The organism is Cellulomonas sp. RIT-PI-Y, assembly GCF_025642745.1.
Lineage (GTDB): Bacteria > Actinomycetota > Actinomycetes > Actinomycetales > Cellulomonadaceae > Cellulomonas.
On sequence record NZ_JANZKP010000013.1, the window covers coordinates 1 to 16,584 of the forward strand.

Genomic DNA, 16,584 nt, shown 5'->3' on the forward strand with positions numbered 1-16,584 from the left:
CGCGTCCTGTCCCGTGCCCTGTCCCGTGCGCTGCGGATCGTCCTGGACGTCCTGCTCCTGATCGTGTGCCTGTTCTTCGCGGTCGGCACCGCCGGGGTGCAGTCGGACGGGATCGACGGCTGGTGGGTGCTGCTGTTCATGCTCGGGGCGGTCGCCGCCTCGGTGACGATCCTGTTCCGCCGCCGTCACCCGGTTCTCGCCACCGTGATCGCCGCCTGCCTCACCCTGGTGCAGCCGCTGGACAACCTCGCGGTGCTGATCTGCCTGCCGTGGGTGATCGCCCGGTGCCCGGCCCGCACCGCCTGGCGGGTCGGCGTCCTGGCCTCGGTCGCGGCGATGGTGGCGCTGGTGCGCGACGCCCTCCTGGGTCCGGAGCGGTCGATCTTCTTCATCGCGGACGAGGTGACCGGTGAGCGGCTGCCGTGGCCCGCGGTCGGCTATGCCGCGATCGGGGTGTTCCTGCTGGTGGTGGCGATCGGGGTCGGTCTGCTCCGGCGCAGTCGTGGCACCGTGGCGCAGGCCGAGTCCGCGCAACGCCGACTGCGGGCCGAGCTGACCACCGAGCTCAGCCGCCAGGACGAGCGCGACCTGATCGCCCGCGAGCTGCACGACACCGTCGCCCACCACCTGTCCGTGGTGTCGCTGCGGGCCTCCGCCTTGGAGGTCAGCGGGGACGACGCCGTGCAGGAGGCCGCCCAGTCGGTCCGGACCTCGACCCACCAGGCACTGGAGGAGATGCGCGACCTGATCGGCGTGCTGCGCACCGGTCAGGCGTCGCTGACCGCCGGCCCGGGTCCCGGCCGCACCCTGTCGGAGCTGCCCGAGCTGATCGCGACCGCCCGGGAGTCCGGCGCGGACGTGGCCGCGAACGTCTTCGTCACCGGCGGGGAGTCCGCGCCCACTCCGCTCACCCGGGCGGTCTACCGGATCGTGCAGGAGTCGCTGACCAACGCGATCAAGCACGCTCCGCACCGCCGGATCGACCTGGATCTGCGGGCGTCGCCCGGCATCGGCGTGCACCTGCGGGTGGCCAATCCGCTGCCGTCCGGCCCGGTCGACGCGCCCGGTTCCGGCACCGGTCTGCTCGGCGTCCGGGAGCGGGTCGCGTCGGTGGGCGGCACCGTCGAGGCCGGACCCCAAGGTGACCGCTGGGTGCTGACCGCGCACCTGCCCTGGCCCACGGTGGACTGACCGCGCACTACCCTGGCGCGGTGACCCGGGTACTGGTCGTGGACGACGACGCGCTGGTGCGCACCCTGCTCCGGACGATCCTGGAGCAGCAGGGCGTGACCGTCGTCGGCGACGCCACCGACGGCGACGAGGTGGTCCCGGCGGTCCAGGCGCACCGCCCGGACGTGGTGCTGATGGACCTGCGGATGGCCCGGATGTCCGGCGTCGAGGCCACCGCCGCGGTTACCCGGCTGCCGGACCCGCCCGCGGTGCTGGTGCTGACCTCCTTCGACGCGGAGGACCTGGTGCTGGCCGCGCTGCACGCCGGTGCCCGCGGCTACCTGGCCAAGGACTCCGCCCCGGCCGAGATCGCCGACGCCGTGCACGCGGTCGCCGCCGGAGGCAGCCGGCTCTCCGACCGGGCCGCCCGGGCGCTGGTCGACCACGTCGGCGCGGACTCCGGCGCCCACCGCGCCGCGGAGGCCCGGCGTCGGCTGGAGGTGCTGAGCGATCGCGAGCTGGAGGTGGCGGTCGCGGTGTCCCGGGGACTGTCGAACGCGGTGATCGCGGCGCAGGGATTCGTCAGCGAGGCGACCGTGAAGACGCAGCTGGCACGGGCGATGACCAAGCTGGGACTGGAGAACCGGGTGCAGCTGGCCACGTTGGTGGACCGGGCGGGACTGGCGGAGGGCTAGCGCCCCGACCGCCGCGCGTAGGCTCCGGCGTCGATGCCGCGCAGCTCGCAGAACTCCCGCACCGGACCGGTGAGCAGCAGATCCGTCCCGCGCAGCTCTGCCGGGGTCCGGGCGCCGAGCAGCGTCATGATGTCGCCGATCTGGCTCAGCCAGGTCTCGATCCGGGCGATCAGGGCCGGCTCGCCGTCGGTCAGCAGGGTGCGCAGGAACCCGCCCGCGACGCCGACCGCCAGGGCGCCGAGCGCCAGGGCCCGCACCGCGTCCAGGGGGTGGCGCAGCCCGCCGGAGGCCAGCAGGTCGACGTCGGTGCCGGCGGCGTCCAGCAGGCCCTCGACCGCGGACTGCCCCCAGTGGGCCAGGTAGGGCATGCCGCCGTCGGTGCGGCGGTCGGACTCGATCGCCGTGAAGTCGGTGCCGCCGCGGCCGGAGACGTCGACGGCGGCCACGCCCAGGGCGCGCAGGGCGGTGACGGTGCCGCGGGACATCCCGGCACCGACCTCCTTGGCGATCACCGGGACGCCCACGCCCTCGACGATGGCGGCCAGGTTGTCGGCCCACCGGGTGAAGTCCCGGTCGCCCTCCGGCATGACGATCTCCTGCGCCGGGTTCAGGTGCACCTGCAGCGCGTCTGCCTCCAGGATCTCCACCGATCGGCGGGCCTGCTCCGGGCTGAGGTTCGCATTGATGTTGGCCAGCACGAACCCGTCGGGGTTCTCCTCACGCAGGATCCGGAAGGAGGGGACGGCAGCGGGCTCGCGGTGCAGGATGCCGGTGGAGCCGCTGGCGATCGGCACGCCGGTCTCCCGGGCGGCGCGGGCCAGGGCGCGGTTGATGGTGCCGGTGTGCTCGGTGCCGCCGGTCATCGCGTTGATGTAGAGCGGGACCGGCCAGGCGAGCACCCGCCCGTGCACGGCGAGGTCGACCGCGGCGCGGTTCCCGGCGGACAGCGGGTGGTTCATCGGGCGGACGTGGTCGAAGTCGTGCGGCAGCGGCTCGGCGTGCTGGGCGGAGGCCAGGCGCACGTGGTCGGCCTTGCGGGTGGCGTCGCGCTCGGCGGGGCCGGTCACGGCGTCGGCTCCGCGACGTGCAGGTCCAGGTGCCGCACGCCGGTCGCCGTCCAGGCCGCGATCATCGGGCCGAGGTCGCTGCCCCGGTCGACCAGGACGATGCCGCAGTCGCCGCCGCCGGCCCCGGAGGACTTGGCGGCCGCGCCGACGGTCTCCGCGCCCTCGCACAGGGCCTTGAGCGCGGGCGTCTCGACGTCGACCCCGGCGGCGTTGGCCAGCGAGGTGAGCAGTCCGCGGGCGCGCCGCAGCTCGACCTTGGCTGCCGGGGCGTCGTCGTGCGCGATGGCGTCGGCCAGGGCGTCCACGCAGTCCCGGGACTCGGCCAGGAAGTCGGGGTAGTGCGACTCGGCGGCGCCCTTGCGGGACTGCATCGCCTCGACCAGCCGGGTGGTCGAGGCGGGCTGGCCGGTCCAGCCGACCACCAGGTCCATCGTGGTGGGGGTCGGCAGCCGGCGGACCGAGAGACCGGGCCAGTCGGCGGCGAGCAGGTGGGTCAGCGGGGTGCCGGTCTCCAGTCGCAGCCGGACCCACTCGCGGTCCAGCGCGGCGTAGCGGATCCACCCGCCGTACAGGCTGGCGGCGACGTCGCCGCCGGAGCCCATCGGGTTGACCCGCAGGGTGGCCAGCAGGGCGAGCTTGAGCAGCTTGTCGGTCGGCAGGTGCAGCTCGTAGAAGGTGTCCAGTGCGCGCACGGTGGCCGCGGTGACCGCGGCGGAGGAGCCCAGGCCGAACTTGCGACCCGAGTCGTCGTCCAGCTCGCTGCTGATCTCGATGTCGTAGAAGGACAGTGTGCGGCCCTGCTCGGTGGCGAACCGCTCGACCACCGCGATGGCGGCCAGCACGTAGTCGAACGGCCGGGAGTCGTGGTCCAGCACGACCCGGTGGCCGTTGCGGCGCCAGACGATCGGCAGCCGGCCGTACTGGTCGGAGGTGATCGACCCGGCGTCCTCGGCCGGGGCCAGGCGCACGGTGATGTGCCGGTCGACGCCGATCAGGATCGCGGGGTAGCCGGCCTCGACCACGGCGTACTCCCCGGCGACGAACAGCTTGCCGTGGGCGCGGGTCTCGATCATGCGACCGCCCCCGCCACGCTCAGCGCCGGACCCGGGCGGGCGGTGATCACCAGGCGGTCCAGATCGCCGTCGGGACCCTTGGACAGCGCCGCGGCCACCCGGTCCAGATCGGCGGCGGCGCACAGCACCTTGACGTTCGGGCCGGCGTCCATGGTCGCCCAGCACGGCAGGCCGGCGGCCCGCAGCGCGACGACCTCGTCCAGCACCGCGACCGTCTGCCCGGTCCAGTACCGGACCGGCGGGCGGGCGCCGAGCATCGTGGCGTGCATCCGCAGCGCGTTCGACTCGGCCAGCTCACCGAGCCCGGCCAGGTCGCCCGCGGCCACCCGGTCCAGCATCAGCGAGACGTCCTGCTCGGTGGACTCGACCCACCCGGCGAAGAACGGCGAGGTCTGCACCGTGCGGCGCATCGCCTCCCGGCTGGACACCGACTTGATCCCCGGGTTCAGCACCACCACCGCCATCGCGGGGTCCAGCGCACCACCGGGCTCGCCGCCCGGCACCGGCTCGGCGTAGCTGCCGGCGTCGTCGGTCCCGGCGTGCCAGACCACCAGGCCGCCGAACACCGACCGGCAGGCGGAGCCGGAGCCCCGTCGTGCCAACCGGGACAGGCCGCGGTCGTCCAGGTCCAGTCCGTACGCCCGCGCCCCGGCACCGGCCAGGGCCGCGAACCCGGAGGCGGAGGAGGCCAGCCCGGCGCCGATCGGCACGGTGGAGGTCGACGTGACCCGGGCGAATCCGCCGCCGCCCGCCTGCTCGCGGACCAGATCGAGGAAGCGCCGCACCCGGTCCAGCGAGTTCCCGGTCATCGGGGCGCCGTCCAGGGTGGCGAGGTCCGTGCCGGTCGCCTGCGCCTCGGGGTCGTCCGGCACCACGGTGGTGGTGCTGCGGAACGCGTCCAGGGTGAGCGACAGCGAGGAGGTGGCCGGCAGGGCGAGGGCCTCGTCACGCTTGCCCCAGTACTTGGCGAGCGCGATGTTGGCGTGCGCGACGGCGGTCGCGGGAGCAGTCATGCGAGGTGCACCTGGGTGGGGGAGGACTGACGCGCGTCGATCCGGTGCAGCCACGTGCGGGGTGCGCCCGAGCGGCGCAGGGCAGCCGCGATGCTACCAGCGGAGGCGGCATCGCTCGCGAGCGCGAGCAGGCAACCGCCCTGGCCACCGCCGGTCAGCTTGGCGCCCAGCGCCCCCGCCTCCATCGCAGCGCGTTGCAGCCGGTCCAGCTCCGGCGAGCTGACCCCGAGCTCGGCCAGGGCCTGGTGCGCACGGGTCAGCCGCTCGCCGAGCAGCACCGGGCGGTCCAGCCGGAGGTCCTCCACGGTGGCCCGGGTGATCCGGCCCAGCTCGGAGATCAGCTGGGCGCCGCGGGCGGGATGCCGGTCCCGGAACGCCCGGACGTCGGCGACCGCGACCCGGGTCCGGCCGTGCACGCCGGTGTCGGCGACCACCAGGTGCGCGCTCAGGTGCAGGTCCAGCGGTCGCATCGCGCCGCCCTGGAACCAGACCGGCACCGTCGAGGCGGTGGTGCGGGCGTCCAGACCGGAGGGGCTGCCGTGCGCGACCCGCTCGCCGACCTGCACCAGGTCGAAGTGCTCCTGCGCGGTCAGCGTCCGGCCGGCCAGGTCGGCCAGCGCCAGGGCCAGCGCCCCGGCGGTCGCCGCCGACGACCCGAGGCCACGGGCGGCCGGGATGCTCGACTCGGTGCTCAGGACGAGGTCACGGTGCGGCAGGCCGAGGTGGTCGAGGGTGGCCTCGATGGCGGCGCGGGGTGCGGCCAGCTCCTCCGGGGCGTCCGCGAGCGTGCCGGAGTACAGCACCGACTCGACGGACAGCGGCCCGGGCTCGCGGCGCACGGTGGCCCGCATCGGCAGGCTCGCCAACGGCAGCGCGATGGCGGGCTCGCCGTACACCACGGCGTGCTCCCCGGTCAGGATCACCTTGGCGCGGGTGTGGCCCGTGCCGGCGCGGTTCTCGATCATCGGCTCCTCACATCAGCTGGGTGATCAGCCACGGGCCGGCGTACAGCGACATGAACTGCACCCCGTAACTGACACCCATCCGGTTCAGAGTGCCGCAGGTCAGGCCGACCAGCAGCACGGCGAAGACATTGATCCACCCCGCGTCCAGGTACGCGAGCAGGAGGACGAACACCAGGAACAGCGCCAGCACGGCCTCGTGCGGCACCCGCCGGGTGACGATCGCGGTCAGGCGGAAGGAGTAGCGCACCGCCAGCACGTAGGACAGCACCAGGCTGATCGCCCCGCCGATCAGCACCGCGACGATGAACTGCGGCGTGCTGAGGATGTGGTGCAGATTGTGGTCGAGGGTCAGCACCGGCGGTGCGTTGAACAGCGCGTTCGCCGGTCCGATCGACACCGGGGACAGCGGCAGGCCGATCGCCAGCAGCGGGATGATCAGCCCGGCCAGGTAGGTCGAGTGCGCCAGGGCGGCCATCGCGGTGATCGCCCGGCTGGACCGCTGACCCGGGTCCTTCGCCCGGGCGCCCGCCGCCTCGCCGAGCAACAGCGTGAGCGCCACCGGACTCAGGAAGAACAACGGGGTGGAGATCGCCGACACCGCCGCGCTGGTGCCCAGCTCCGCGCGGGTCAGCAGCTTGCGCGGGCTGAGCGACTGCCCCTTCAGCTCCTCGCGGGTGATCACCACCGGGGTGCGGCCGGTGCGCGGCATCGCGGCCCGCAGCGCCGGGTTCAGCACCTCGAACAGCGAGACCAGCAGCGGACCCGCGGTGATCGACAGGAAGAAGGACACCGTGATCGTGCCCTCGGCCGGGAGGATCCCGATGGTCCGGTACAGCGCCTGCACACCCTGGAACAGCAGGATCAGCGGCACGATCGACAGCAGCGACAGGAACCGGTTCTTGCCGATCAGCGCCAGCACCACCGCGCCGATCACGAACAGCAGCGACCCGTGCTCGCGCAGGTCCTCGGCGTAGGGTGCGATGGCCCCGGCGATCAGCAGCGCCAACGGCACCGAGACCAGGGTGCCGATCACCGACCCGGCCGCCATCTTGCGGATGGTCTGGGCCGCCAGCCCCTCGCGTTTCAGCGTCAGGGCATGGTCGATCATCGGAGCGGACAGCACCCCGCCCGGCAGCCCGACCAGTGCGGTCGGGATCGAGTTGGTCAGGTTCAGCGTGATGACCGCGGCGATGAAGAACGCGAGCACGACCTGCGGGTCGACCCCGGCCAGCACCAGGGTGAGGGTGACCGGCAGCAGCACCGAGGTCTCGTCGGTGCCGGGCACGAAGCCGATCAGGGTGTACAGCACGACGGCGGCCAGGGCGGCGATCACCATCGGCAGCAGCAGAGTCAGGTCCACTCGGGTCTCTCGGGTTCAGGGTGCACCGGGTTCGGTGCCGCGGCGGCTGTGGATGGGTCGTCGTCAGTCGACGGCCGCGCCCGGGTCGTCCACGATCCGCACGTCCCGCTTCGGCCGGATCACCGCGCAGGCGACCGCGAACCCCAGCGCGGCGCCACCCAGCCCCCAGAACAGCGGCTGCCCGCCGACGACCTGGCCCAGGAGTACGGCGCCGACCGTGGGGACGGCGCAGACGACCAGTGCGATCACCAGGTCACGCAGCGAGACCCGGTCGCCCCAGATCTCGACGTAGTCGCCGTCGGTGCCCATCTGTCCTCCAGGAGGTCCGTCGCGGACCGATCCCGCGCCGCGGACAACCCTAGGCGGACCAGGGGGAGCGCGCGGTGGCACCGGTGTGTGTGCGCTGTGCAGACGGTCGTGATCCGCGTCACGAGTGGCGGTCTGCGCCCGGGCCCGGAGGATGGAGCGGTATGAGCGACCAGACCGCACCCCAGGACCCCCGTACCCAGCACCCGACCCCGGAGCAGCCCGCGGAGACCATCGCGCACCCGGGGCGCACCGACGACATGGCGCAGCAGCCCGACCACGGCGAACACAGCTACGCCGGCACCGGACGGCTCGACGGCAAGCGTGCCCTGATCACCGGCGGCGACTCCGGCATCGGCCGGGCGGTGGCGATCGCCTTCGCCCGGGAGGGCGCCGACGTCGCGATCTCCTACCTGCCCGAGGAGGAGGACGACGCCCAGGAGACCGTGCGTTGGATCCGGGACGCCGGCCGTCGCGCTCTGACGATCCCGGGCGACATCCGGGACGAGGCGCACGCCCGTTCCCTGCCGGACGCCGTGGTCGCCGAGTTCGGCGGTCTGGAGATCCTGGTCAACAACGCGGCGTTCCAGATGGCCCAGGACGACGGTCTGCTCGACATGACCACCGAGCAGATCGACCGCACGTTCCGCACCAACCTGTACGCGCTGTTCTGGATCACCCAGGCCGCCGTCCCGCACCTGTCCGCGGGTGCGAGCATCATCAACACCACCTCGATCCAGGCCTTCGACCCCAGCCCCCAGCTGCTCGACTACGCGGTGACCAAGGCCGGGATCTGGAACTTCACCAAGGGCCTGGCGCAGCAGCTCGCCGAGCAGGGCATCCGGGTCAACGCGGTGGCACCGGGCCCGATCTGGACCCCGCTGATCCCGGCGACCATGCCGGAGGGCAAGGTGGAGCAGTTCGGCGCCGAGACGCCGCTCGGCCGGGCAGGACAGCCCGCGGAGCTGGCCCCGGCCTACGTGTTCTACGCGTCCCAGGAGTCGAGCTACATCACCGGCGACCGGATCGGTGTCACCGGCGGTCGCCTCCTGCCCTGACGCACCCGCCCGCCTGGCGCTCCGTCACGCAGCGGCTCAGTCCCCGCCGGGCGCGAGTTCGGTACTTCCGCGCCGACTTCGGTACCCGAGGTGCCGAACTCGCGGCCGATGTACCGAACTCGGCGGGCACTGCGGCGCAGCGAGCGGGAGGGCGCCGTCGGGGGTGGGTCAGAGGTCGGCCAGGTCCCGGGCGCGGGACAGCACGGCGCCGACCATCGCGGGGGTGAGCCGCCCGGTGAAGGTGTTCTGCTGACTGACGTGGAAGCAGCCGAGCAGGGTGAGCCGTGCCTCGCCCCGGTGCAGGACGAGCTCGGTGCCGTGGCCGAAGCGCGGCCGGGGACGGGGCACCGCCCAGCCCTGTTCCTCCAGGGTCCGCAGCAGCGCGTCCCAGCCGAAGGCGCCGAGCACCACGGCCACCCGGGGCCGGACCAGCTCCAGCTCGCGGGACAGCCACGGTCCGCACCGGCGGCGCTCGTCGGGGGTGGGCTTGTTCGCCGGGGGTGCGCAGTGCACCGGGGCGGTGATCCGGACGCCGGTGAGTCGGAGCCCGTCGTCGATGTGGGTGCTGGTGGGCTGGTTCGCCAGGCCCGCCGCGTGCAGGGCGGCGAACAGGAAGTCGCCGGACCGGTCGCCGGTGAACATCCGGCCGGTGCGGTTCGCGCCGTGGGCGGCGGGCGCCAGTCCGACGATCAGGATGCCTGCCGTCGGGTCGCCGAAGCCGGGTGCGGGGCGTCCCCAGTAGGTCTGGTCCCGGAACGCCGCCCGCTTCTCCGTCGCCACCTGTTCGCGCCAGGCGACCAGGCGGGGACAGGCCCGGCACTCGGCGACCGCGCCGTCCAGCTCCAGCAGGTCCAGGGCGTCCGGGGCGGTGGTGGCGGGGTAGTCCGGGTCGTCGGGACGGTCGCTCATCGGGCAGGTCCGCGACGGCTCAGGCGAACCGGTCCGGGTCGCCCGCCCCGACCCGCACCACCTCGGGGAAACCGTCGGACCAGTCGATGACGGTGGTGGGCTCGGTGCCGCACTCGCCGGTGTCGACCACCACGTCGACCTGATGGTCCAGCTCCTCCTTGACCGTCCAGCCGTCGGTCATCGGGGCGTCCTCGCCGGGCAGGATCAGGGTGCTGGACAGCAGTGGCTCACCGAGCTCGCGCAGCAGCGCCTGCACCAGACGGTTGTCCGGGATGCGCACGCCGACGGTCTTCTTCTTCGGGTGGGCCAGCCGCCGCGGCACCTCCTTGGTCGCCGGGAGGATGAAGGTGTACGCCCCGGGGGTGGCCGCCTTGATCGCGCGGAACGGTCCGTTGTCCAGGTGCACCAGCTGCCCGAGCTGCGCGAAGTCGCTGCACAGCAGAGTGAAGTGGTGCTTGTCGCTCAGGTGCCGCAGCGTGCGGATCCGGTCCGGACCGGTGTGCGAGTCCAGGCGGCAGCCGAGCGCGTAGCCCGAGTCGGTGGGATAGGCGATCAGGGCGTCGTCGTCGCGCAGCGCGGCCACGATCTGGGCCAGCGCACGAGGCTGCGGGTCGTGCGGGTGGACATCCAGGTAGCGGGCCATACCTGCCAGGGTAGGCCCGCTTCCCGACACCGGCCCGGGAGCGAGGATCAGGCCCGGGACAGCACCGCGACCAGGAACTCCGATCCCGGCCCGAAGGGTCGCAGGTCCCAGGTGCTGAACCGCTGGTCGATCCGCAGCCCCGCCGCCCCGGCGTCGTCCGGCAGCCGGTCGAAGGCGTACCCGCGGCCCGCGCCGAACCCGATCACCAGCCGCCCCTCCGGGGTCAGCACGTTCCCGATCCGGCGCAGCACCTCGACCTCGGTGCCCTCCGCGACGAAGGTCAGCACGTTGCCCGCCATCACCGCGATGTCGAAGCGGTCGTCCAGGTCAAGCTCGGCCAGGTCGCCGACCAGCCAGGTCGACTCGGGGTGCTCGGCCTGCGCGGCCTCGACCAGCAACGGGTCCACATCGACCCCGACGACGACGTGCCCGCGCCGGGCGAGCTCCCCGCCGACCCGGCCCGGTCCGCTGCCGGCGTCCAGGATCCGCGACCCGCGCGGCACCATCGCGTCGATCAGCCGGGCCTCACCGGCCAGATCGGCACCCTGGGCGGCCATCGCGCGGAACCGCTCGATGTACCAGACCGAGCGGTCCGGGTTGGCCTGGCCGATCTGCTCCCAGCGGGTCGGCTGGCGCATGGGTGTCCTCCGGGGGTCTGGTCGGGCGGGATCCGAGCCTAGACCCGCCCGACCAGCCTGATCAGCGGTGCAGCACCTGGGCGGCCTTCTTGGACGCCTTCTTCCCGGCCTTCTTCCCGGCCTTCTTCGCGTTGGAGCCGAGGGCGTCCAGCAGGTACGTCGCGGCGGCGCCCAGCATGATCACGTCCTTGGCGATCCCGATGCCGTCCGGGTTGGGGCGGTAGTCGCCCGGGCCGCGGTGCAGCGCGGGCGTGCGCAGGTACAGGCCGACCAGTCCGGCGGAGAACGCGGTGAAGCCGGCCGCGACCACGGTCTTCGGCAGGACCGGCACCAGCAGGGAGGCCCCGAGGGCGACCTCGGACCCGGCCAGCACCGTGGTGAAGGTCTTCGGGTCGACGTTCTTGAACACGGGATACGCGTTCGACGCCATGCCGTGGTAGCTCGCGGCGGCGTCGTCGGAGGCGGACAGCTTGTCCAGCCCCGAACTGAGGATGTACGCGCCTGCTCCCAGTCGGAGCGGCAGGTGGCGGAGCTTCACTCGATCTCCCTCGTCAGAGCCCCGATGGGGCGGGTGGACGGAGGCGAGCACCTCCGTCCACCCGACGCTACGGCGATCGGGTCGGCCCCGCAGCCGGTCAGCTCCCGGCGAGGATGTCCACCACGAAGATCAGGGTCGAGCCGCCCGGGATCGAGCTGGTGTCCTCGTCGCCGTAGCCGAGGTCCGGCGGCACGATCAGCAGCACCTGGCTGCCGACGGTCTGACCGGCCAGGCCCTGGGTCCAGCCCGCGATGACCTGGCTCAGACTGAAGTCGGTCGGGGCGCCACGCGACCAGGAGGAGTCGAAGGAGGTGCCGTCCCACAGCCAGCCGCTGTAGTTCGCGACCACGGTGCCGGTCGAGGTGACCTCCGGGCCGGTGCCCTGGATCAGCGGCTGCACGACCAGCTCGGTCGGGGCGGCGGTGTCCACGGTGGTGATCGAGGGCTCGCCGTCGTCGGCCAGCGTCACGGTCGGCAGGCCCTCGGCCGGGGTCACGGCCTCGCCCTCGGGGGCGTCCAGCACGTCCTGGGTGGCCATCACGTCCACGACCCAGATCAACGAGCTCTCCTCGCCGGAGTCCAGGGTGCGCGGTCCGGCGTACAGCACGCGGACGCCGACCTGCTGGCCGATCACCGCGTTCGCCAGGGCCTCGGGCAGCGTGCTGCTCGACTGGTCGCTCATCCAGTAGCTCTGCGGGTCGCCGGAGTACGTGCCGCCCTGGTCCGTGCCGTCCGCGCCGCTGACCGCGCGCAGGTGCAGGCTGATCAGCTGGCCGTCGGCGATGTCGGCGCCGTCGCCCGCGTCGAGCACCGTGGCGGCGTCGGCACCGATCTCGAACGGCCAGTCGGCGGTGATCTCCGGCTCCGTGCCCGGGTCGCCGGTGACGGTCACCTCGTCCAGCGCCGCGAGGGCGTCCGCGGCGGACGCGGTCGACGAGGCGCTGCTGGTGGGGTCGGGGTCGTCACCGCCGCCGGAGCAGCCGGCGAGCAACAGGGTGGCGGCGATGATGGCGGCAGCCGTACGGCGCACGAGGGGTCCTCACGTCGGGGGCGGGCATCGGCGTGCTGGGCCGAGGCCGGGCGCGTCGATGGTAGACCGGCGACCTGTGCCCGGTGCGGGATCAGGTCAGGCGGGCCAGGCCCAGGGAGGCCAGCACCTGCGCCAGCTCCTGGGAGATCTCCCCGCCGCGGGCCGCGATCAGCTCGACCAGCAGCAGCGCGGACTGGGTCCGGCACTCCTGCTCCAGATCGACCGGGGCGCCGTCGCGGGCGCTCGACCGCTGCCACTGGTCCAGCCGGCGCAGTGCGCGGTACAGCTCGGCGGCCTGGTCCGGGGACAGCGGGACGACACCGCGGTGGGCCGGGGGCAGGGCGACCCGGAGCGTGGTCGTCGACTGGTGTGCGGGCAAGGGTCCACCTCCGCGGCTCGGACACGGCCCGGGTGGCGGCGTCGACGATCAGTCTTCGACGCGGAGGGGGCGCACACGGCGGTTCTGCGCGGAACTGGGTAGCGCCGGCGGGATCGGCCCGGCGGATCGGGCGAAGTTGAGTGGCCTGGCGGGGATGTCTAGGTAGTGCCCTCAGTCGCCGACGATCCGGCTGGCGTTCCGGGCGACCCAGCCGACCAGCGGCAGCAGCACGGTGGCCAGCTCCTGACCCAGCGGGGTCAGCGAGTAGTCGACCCGCGGCGGGATGGTCGGCTGCGCCTCGCGGAGCACCAGGCCGTCCTGCTCCAGGGTGCGCAGGGTGGAGGCGAGCATCTTCTCGCTGATCCCCTCGACCGTCCGGCGCAGCTCGCCCCAGCGCTGACCGCGTTCGGCCAGGGCGACCAGGACCAGCACGCCCCACTTGCTGGAGATGTGGTCCAGCACCACCCGGCTGGGGCACGCGGCGCTCAGGACGCCGTCCACCATCAGCTCGTCGAGCAGGGACACACGGGTGTCGATCACCGTCATGGGACCAGGCTACGCCCGTGTGACCTCATTGCTTACGCCTCGGGCAGTACCTGACCGCAAAGTGGGCACCCGCCATCCGGAAGGTTTCCGAGCGGCCGGGGTGTTATCGCTGGTCGCCGGACCGCCCGGCACAGATCTGGAGGAACGCAGATGTCCATCGTCGTCACCGGAGCCACCGGCCAGCTCGGTCGCCTGATCGTGCAGCACCTGATCGCCGACGGGGTCGCCCCCGGGGAGATCGTCGCCACCGGACGCCGGGTCGAGCGGCTCGCCGACCTGTCCGAGCGGGGTGTGCGGGTCGTCGAGTCCGACTACAGCCGCCCGGAGACCCTGGTCGAGGCCTTCGCCGGCGCCACCACCCTGATGCTGGTCTCGGGTTCCGAGGTCGGGCAGCGCACCCCCCAGCACCGCAACGCCATCGAGGCCGCGAAGACCGCCGGTGTGCAGCGGATCGTCTACACCTCCGTGCTGCACGCCGACCGCAGCACCCTGCCGGTCGCGCCCGAGCACGTCGAGACCGAGGCGCTGCTGCGCGACTCGGGCCTGGCGATCACCCTGCTGCGCAACGGCTGGTACACCGAGAACTACCTGGGCGACCTCGCGCAGGCCGCCCGGTCCGGCGCGATCGTCGCCGCCGTCGGGGACGGCCGGGTCGCCTCCGCCGCCCGGGACGACTACGCGGCCGCCGCGGCGAAGGTGCTGAGCACCGAGGGCCACGAGGGCGCGGTCTACGAGCTGACCGGCGACACCGCGTGGACCTTCGACGAGCTGGCCGCGGCCGCGACCGAGGTGCTGGGACGCCCGGTGGAGTACCGGTCGGTCACGATCGACGAGCACCGGGCCGCGCTGGAGGCCGCCGGGCTGGACGCCGGGACGATCGGGTTCGTGCTGACGATGGACGAGACCACCGCGAACGGCGCGCTCGCCGAGGTGACCGGTGACCTGCCGGCCCTGATCGGGCGTCCGACCACCCCGCTGGTCGACGCGCTGCGGGCGGCGCAGGCCTGAGCGCTCCCCGGCCCGCGCCCCCGGGAGACCGGTGCGGGTGCGGGTCGGGGCAACTCGGGCGAGGCTCAGGGCATGACGCGATTCGGGTACACGTTGATGACCGAGCAGTCCGGGCCCAAGGAGCTGGTGGGCTACGCCGCCGCGGCCGAGCGGATCGGATTCGACTTCGAAGTGAGCTCCGACCACTACTTCCCCTGGATCGACGAGCAGGGCCACGCCCCCTACGCCTGGTCGCTACTGGGCGCGGTCAGCCAGGTGACCTCCCGGGTCGACCTGATGACCTACGTCACCTGCCCGACCGTCCGGTACCACCCGGCGGTCGTCGCGCAGAAGGCCGCCACGCTCGGCGTGCTCTCGGACGGGCGGTTCACCCTGGGCCTCGGGTCGGGGGAGAACCTCAACGAGCACGTGGTCGGCGAGCGCTGGCCCGCGGTCGGTGAGCGGCACGACATGCTCGAGGAGGCGATCGAGATCATCCGCGCCCTGCTCGACGGCGAGCGGCTGACCTACGACGGCGTGCACTTCCGCACCGACTCCGCCCGGCTCTGGGACCTGCCCGACGGCGGCGTGGACCTCGCGGTCGCGGTCTCCGGGGCGCAGTCGATCTCCCGGTTCGCCCCGCTGGCCGACCACCTGGTCGCGACCGAGCCCAAGGCCGAGATCATCAGCCAGTGGGACGAGGCGCACGAGGCGCCGTCCCGGAAGATCGGCCAGATCCCGATCTCCTGGGACCCGGACGCCGACGTGGCCACGCAGCGCGCCCACGAGCAGTTCCGCTGGTTCGCGGGCGGCTGGCACGTGAACGCGGACCTGCCGACCACCGAGGCCTTCGACGCCGCGTCCCAGTTCACCCGGCCGGACGACGTCGCGGAGACGATCCCGTGCGGCCCGGACCTGGACGCGATCGTCGACTCCGTCTCCGCGTACTGGGAGGCGGGGTTCACCGACATCGCACTGGTCCAGGTCGGGGACGCGGCCCAGCAGCGGTTCCTGGACGAGGCCGCCGGCCCGCTGCTGGAGAAGCTGCGCGCCGCCGCGCCGTCGGAGTGACCGACGCCCCCGGTCCACCGGCCTGGGAGAGTTGACCCATGAGCGAGCATCCCACCGGGAGACAGGTGCGCCGGTGGCGGCGGTACCTCGCGGACGAGCGCGCCGAGGCCGCCGTCTACCGCGACCTCGCCTCCCGGCGGACCGGCGAGGAACGGGACATCCTGCTCGCCCTCGCCGACGCCGAGGGCCGCCACGAGGCGCACTGGCTGGAGCTGCTCGGCGACCGGGTCGGCCGACCGCTGCGCGGCGACATCCGGTCCCGGGCGCTCGGCTGGCTGGCCCGCCGGTTCGGGGGCGTGTTCGTCCTGGCGCTCGCCCAGCGTGCCGAGGCCCGCAGCGAGTACGACACGGACGATGACGCCACCGCGTCGATGGCCGCCGACGAGCAGATCCACGGCGAGGTGGTCCGGGCGCTCGCGATCCGGGGGCGCAGCCGGATCTCCGGCACCTTCCGCGCCGCCGTGTTCGGGGCCAACGACGGCCTGGTGTCCAACCTCGCCCTGGTGCTCGGCATCGGCGCCTCCGGGGTCGGCGCGCACACCGTCCTGCTCACCGGTCTGGCCGGCCTGCTCGCCGGTGCGCTGTCCATGGGAGCGGGTGAGTACGTCTCGGTCCGGTCCCAGCGCGAGCTCCTGGACGCCGCCCGGCCCAGCAAGGAGGCGCGGGCCGCGCTCAGCGCGCTGGACCTCGACGCCAACGAGCTCGCCCTGGTCTACCGCGCTCGCGGGCTCGAACCCGAGGCGGCCAGTGCCCGCGCCGCCGCCGTCCTGCACCGGATCGACCACGAACTGCCCGCCGAACGCGCCCTCACCACCGCCGAGGCCGAGCTCCCCGACGTCGACGAGCACGAGACGGTCGGCAGTGCGGTCGCCGCCGCGGTGTCCAGCTTCTGCTTCTTCGCCTCCGGCGCGCTGATCCCGGTGCTGCCCTACCTGCTGGGCATGACCGGCTGGCCCGCCGTCGCGCTGGCCGGCGGCATGGTCGGCATCGCGCTGCTCGGCACCGGCGCCACGGTCGGCGTCCTCTCCGGCGCCTCCCCGGGCAAGCGGGCGCTGCGACAGCTCGCGATCGGCTTCGGGGCCGCCGCCGCGACCTACCTGCTGGGCCTGGCCTTCGGCACCGGAGCGGCGTGACCT

19 protein-coding genes are annotated in these 16,584 nt (G+C 73.6%); 6 read left to right on the forward strand and 13 right to left on the reverse strand.

Translation table 11 applies throughout. From position 1 onward, the window contains the following. A partial coding sequence (locus OGL89_RS06195) for a histidine kinase (protein ID WP_263119037.1) occupies window positions 1–1,191 on the forward strand: 1,191 nt, incomplete at its 5' end. Between the two features lie 20 nt (window positions 1,192–1,211). Beyond that, window positions 1,212–1,865: a response regulator transcription factor gene (locus OGL89_RS06200; RefSeq protein ID WP_263119038.1), complete on the forward strand. Its 654-nt coding sequence runs from the start codon at window positions 1,212–1,214 to the stop codon at window positions 1,863–1,865. Here OGL89_RS06200 and fni read toward each other — a convergent pair. From fni to OGL89_RS06230, 6 genes are all read right to left on the reverse strand, one after another. Continuing rightward, complete coding sequence (gene fni, locus OGL89_RS06205; RefSeq protein ID WP_263119039.1) at window positions 1,862–2,932, reverse strand: type 2 isopentenyl-diphosphate Delta-isomerase; 1,071 nt, start codon at window positions 2,930–2,932, stop codon at window positions 1,862–1,864. The genes OGL89_RS06200 and fni overlap by 4 nt on opposite strands. After that, window positions 2,929–4,005, reverse strand: a complete 1,077-nt coding sequence (locus OGL89_RS06210; RefSeq protein WP_263119040.1) for a phosphomevalonate kinase — start codon at window positions 4,003–4,005, stop codon at window positions 2,929–2,931. Before OGL89_RS06210 ends, fni begins: the two co-directional genes overlap by 4 nt. Continuing rightward, entirely contained in the window at window positions 4,002–5,018 is a 1,017-nt protein-coding gene (gene mvaD / locus OGL89_RS06215) for a diphosphomevalonate decarboxylase (protein ID WP_263119041.1), read from the reverse strand. Before mvaD ends, OGL89_RS06210 begins: the two co-directional genes overlap by 4 nt. Further along, window positions 5,015–5,983 (reverse strand): mevalonate kinase, encoded by a 969-nt coding sequence (gene mvk, locus OGL89_RS06220; RefSeq protein WP_263119042.1) that lies wholly within the window; start codon window positions 5,981–5,983, stop codon window positions 5,015–5,017. The genes mvaD and mvk overlap by 4 nt, the downstream gene beginning before the upstream one ends. A 7-nt stretch (window positions 5,984–5,990) precedes the next feature. Next, window positions 5,991–7,343 (reverse strand): tripartite tricarboxylate transporter permease, encoded by a 1,353-nt coding sequence (locus OGL89_RS06225; RefSeq protein WP_263119043.1) that lies wholly within the window; start codon window positions 7,341–7,343, stop codon window positions 5,991–5,993. Window positions 7,344–7,406: 63 nt separating this feature from the next. Further along, entirely contained in the window at window positions 7,407–7,652 is a 246-nt protein-coding gene (locus tag OGL89_RS06230; protein ID WP_263119044.1) for a hypothetical protein, read from the reverse strand. A gap of 161 nt (window positions 7,653–7,813) precedes the next feature. On the opposite strand from OGL89_RS06230, the gene OGL89_RS06235 reads away from it, so the two are divergent. After that, complete coding sequence (locus OGL89_RS06235; protein WP_263119045.1) at window positions 7,814–8,707, forward strand: SDR family oxidoreductase; 894 nt, start codon at window positions 7,814–7,816, stop codon at window positions 8,705–8,707. A 168-nt stretch (window positions 8,708–8,875) separates the two neighbouring features. Here OGL89_RS06235 and OGL89_RS06240 read toward each other — a convergent pair whose 3' ends face one another. The 7 genes from OGL89_RS06240 to OGL89_RS06270 form a co-directional block, all read right to left on the reverse strand. Then, window positions 8,876–9,616 (reverse strand): uracil-DNA glycosylase, encoded by a 741-nt coding sequence (locus OGL89_RS06240; protein WP_263119046.1) that lies wholly within the window; start codon window positions 9,614–9,616, stop codon window positions 8,876–8,878. Window positions 9,617–9,635: 19 nt separating this feature from the next. After that, the gene (locus OGL89_RS06245) at window positions 9,636–10,259 is read right to left on the reverse strand and encodes an L-threonylcarbamoyladenylate synthase (protein ID WP_263119047.1); all 624 of its coding nucleotides are present in this window, start codon (window positions 10,257–10,259) and stop codon (window positions 9,636–9,638) included. Window positions 10,260–10,306: 47 nt separating this feature from the next. Beyond that, window positions 10,307–10,897 (reverse strand): class I SAM-dependent methyltransferase, encoded by a 591-nt coding sequence (locus tag OGL89_RS06250; RefSeq protein WP_263119048.1) that lies wholly within the window; start codon window positions 10,895–10,897, stop codon window positions 10,307–10,309. 61 nt (window positions 10,898–10,958) lie between these two features. Further along, entirely contained in the window at window positions 10,959–11,435 is a 477-nt protein-coding gene (locus OGL89_RS06255; RefSeq protein ID WP_263119049.1) for a hypothetical protein, read from the reverse strand. Window positions 11,436–11,532: 97 nt separating this feature from the next. Next, on the reverse strand, window positions 11,533–12,465 hold the full coding sequence (locus OGL89_RS06260) for an FKBP-type peptidyl-prolyl cis-trans isomerase (RefSeq protein WP_263119050.1): 933 nt from the start codon (window positions 12,463–12,465) through the stop codon (window positions 11,533–11,535). Between the two features lie 91 nt (window positions 12,466–12,556). Beyond that, a complete protein-coding gene (locus OGL89_RS06265) occupies window positions 12,557–12,844 on the reverse strand; it encodes a hypothetical protein (RefSeq protein WP_263119051.1) in 288 nt (95 codons plus the stop codon). Window positions 12,845–13,015: 171 nt separating this feature from the next. Beyond that, the gene (locus tag OGL89_RS06270; protein WP_263119052.1) at window positions 13,016–13,390 is read right to left on the reverse strand and encodes a helix-turn-helix domain-containing protein; all 375 of its coding nucleotides are present in this window, start codon (window positions 13,388–13,390) and stop codon (window positions 13,016–13,018) included. A gap of 150 nt (window positions 13,391–13,540) precedes the next feature. On the opposite strand from OGL89_RS06270, the gene OGL89_RS06275 reads away from it, so the two are divergent. From OGL89_RS06275 to OGL89_RS06285, 3 genes are all read left to right on the forward strand, one after another. Then, window positions 13,541–14,398 (forward strand): SDR family oxidoreductase, encoded by an 858-nt coding sequence (locus OGL89_RS06275; RefSeq protein WP_263119053.1) that lies wholly within the window; start codon window positions 13,541–13,543, stop codon window positions 14,396–14,398. 72 nt (window positions 14,399–14,470) lie between these two features. Next, the gene (locus OGL89_RS06280) at window positions 14,471–15,448 is read left to right on the forward strand and encodes a TIGR03557 family F420-dependent LLM class oxidoreductase (protein WP_263119054.1); all 978 of its coding nucleotides are present in this window, start codon (window positions 14,471–14,473) and stop codon (window positions 15,446–15,448) included. A gap of 38 nt (window positions 15,449–15,486) precedes the next feature. Beyond that, on the forward strand, window positions 15,487–16,581 hold the full coding sequence (locus OGL89_RS06285; protein ID WP_263119055.1) for a VIT1/CCC1 family protein: 1,095 nt from the start codon (window positions 15,487–15,489) through the stop codon (window positions 16,579–16,581). Window positions 16,582–16,584 lie beyond the last annotated feature (3 nt).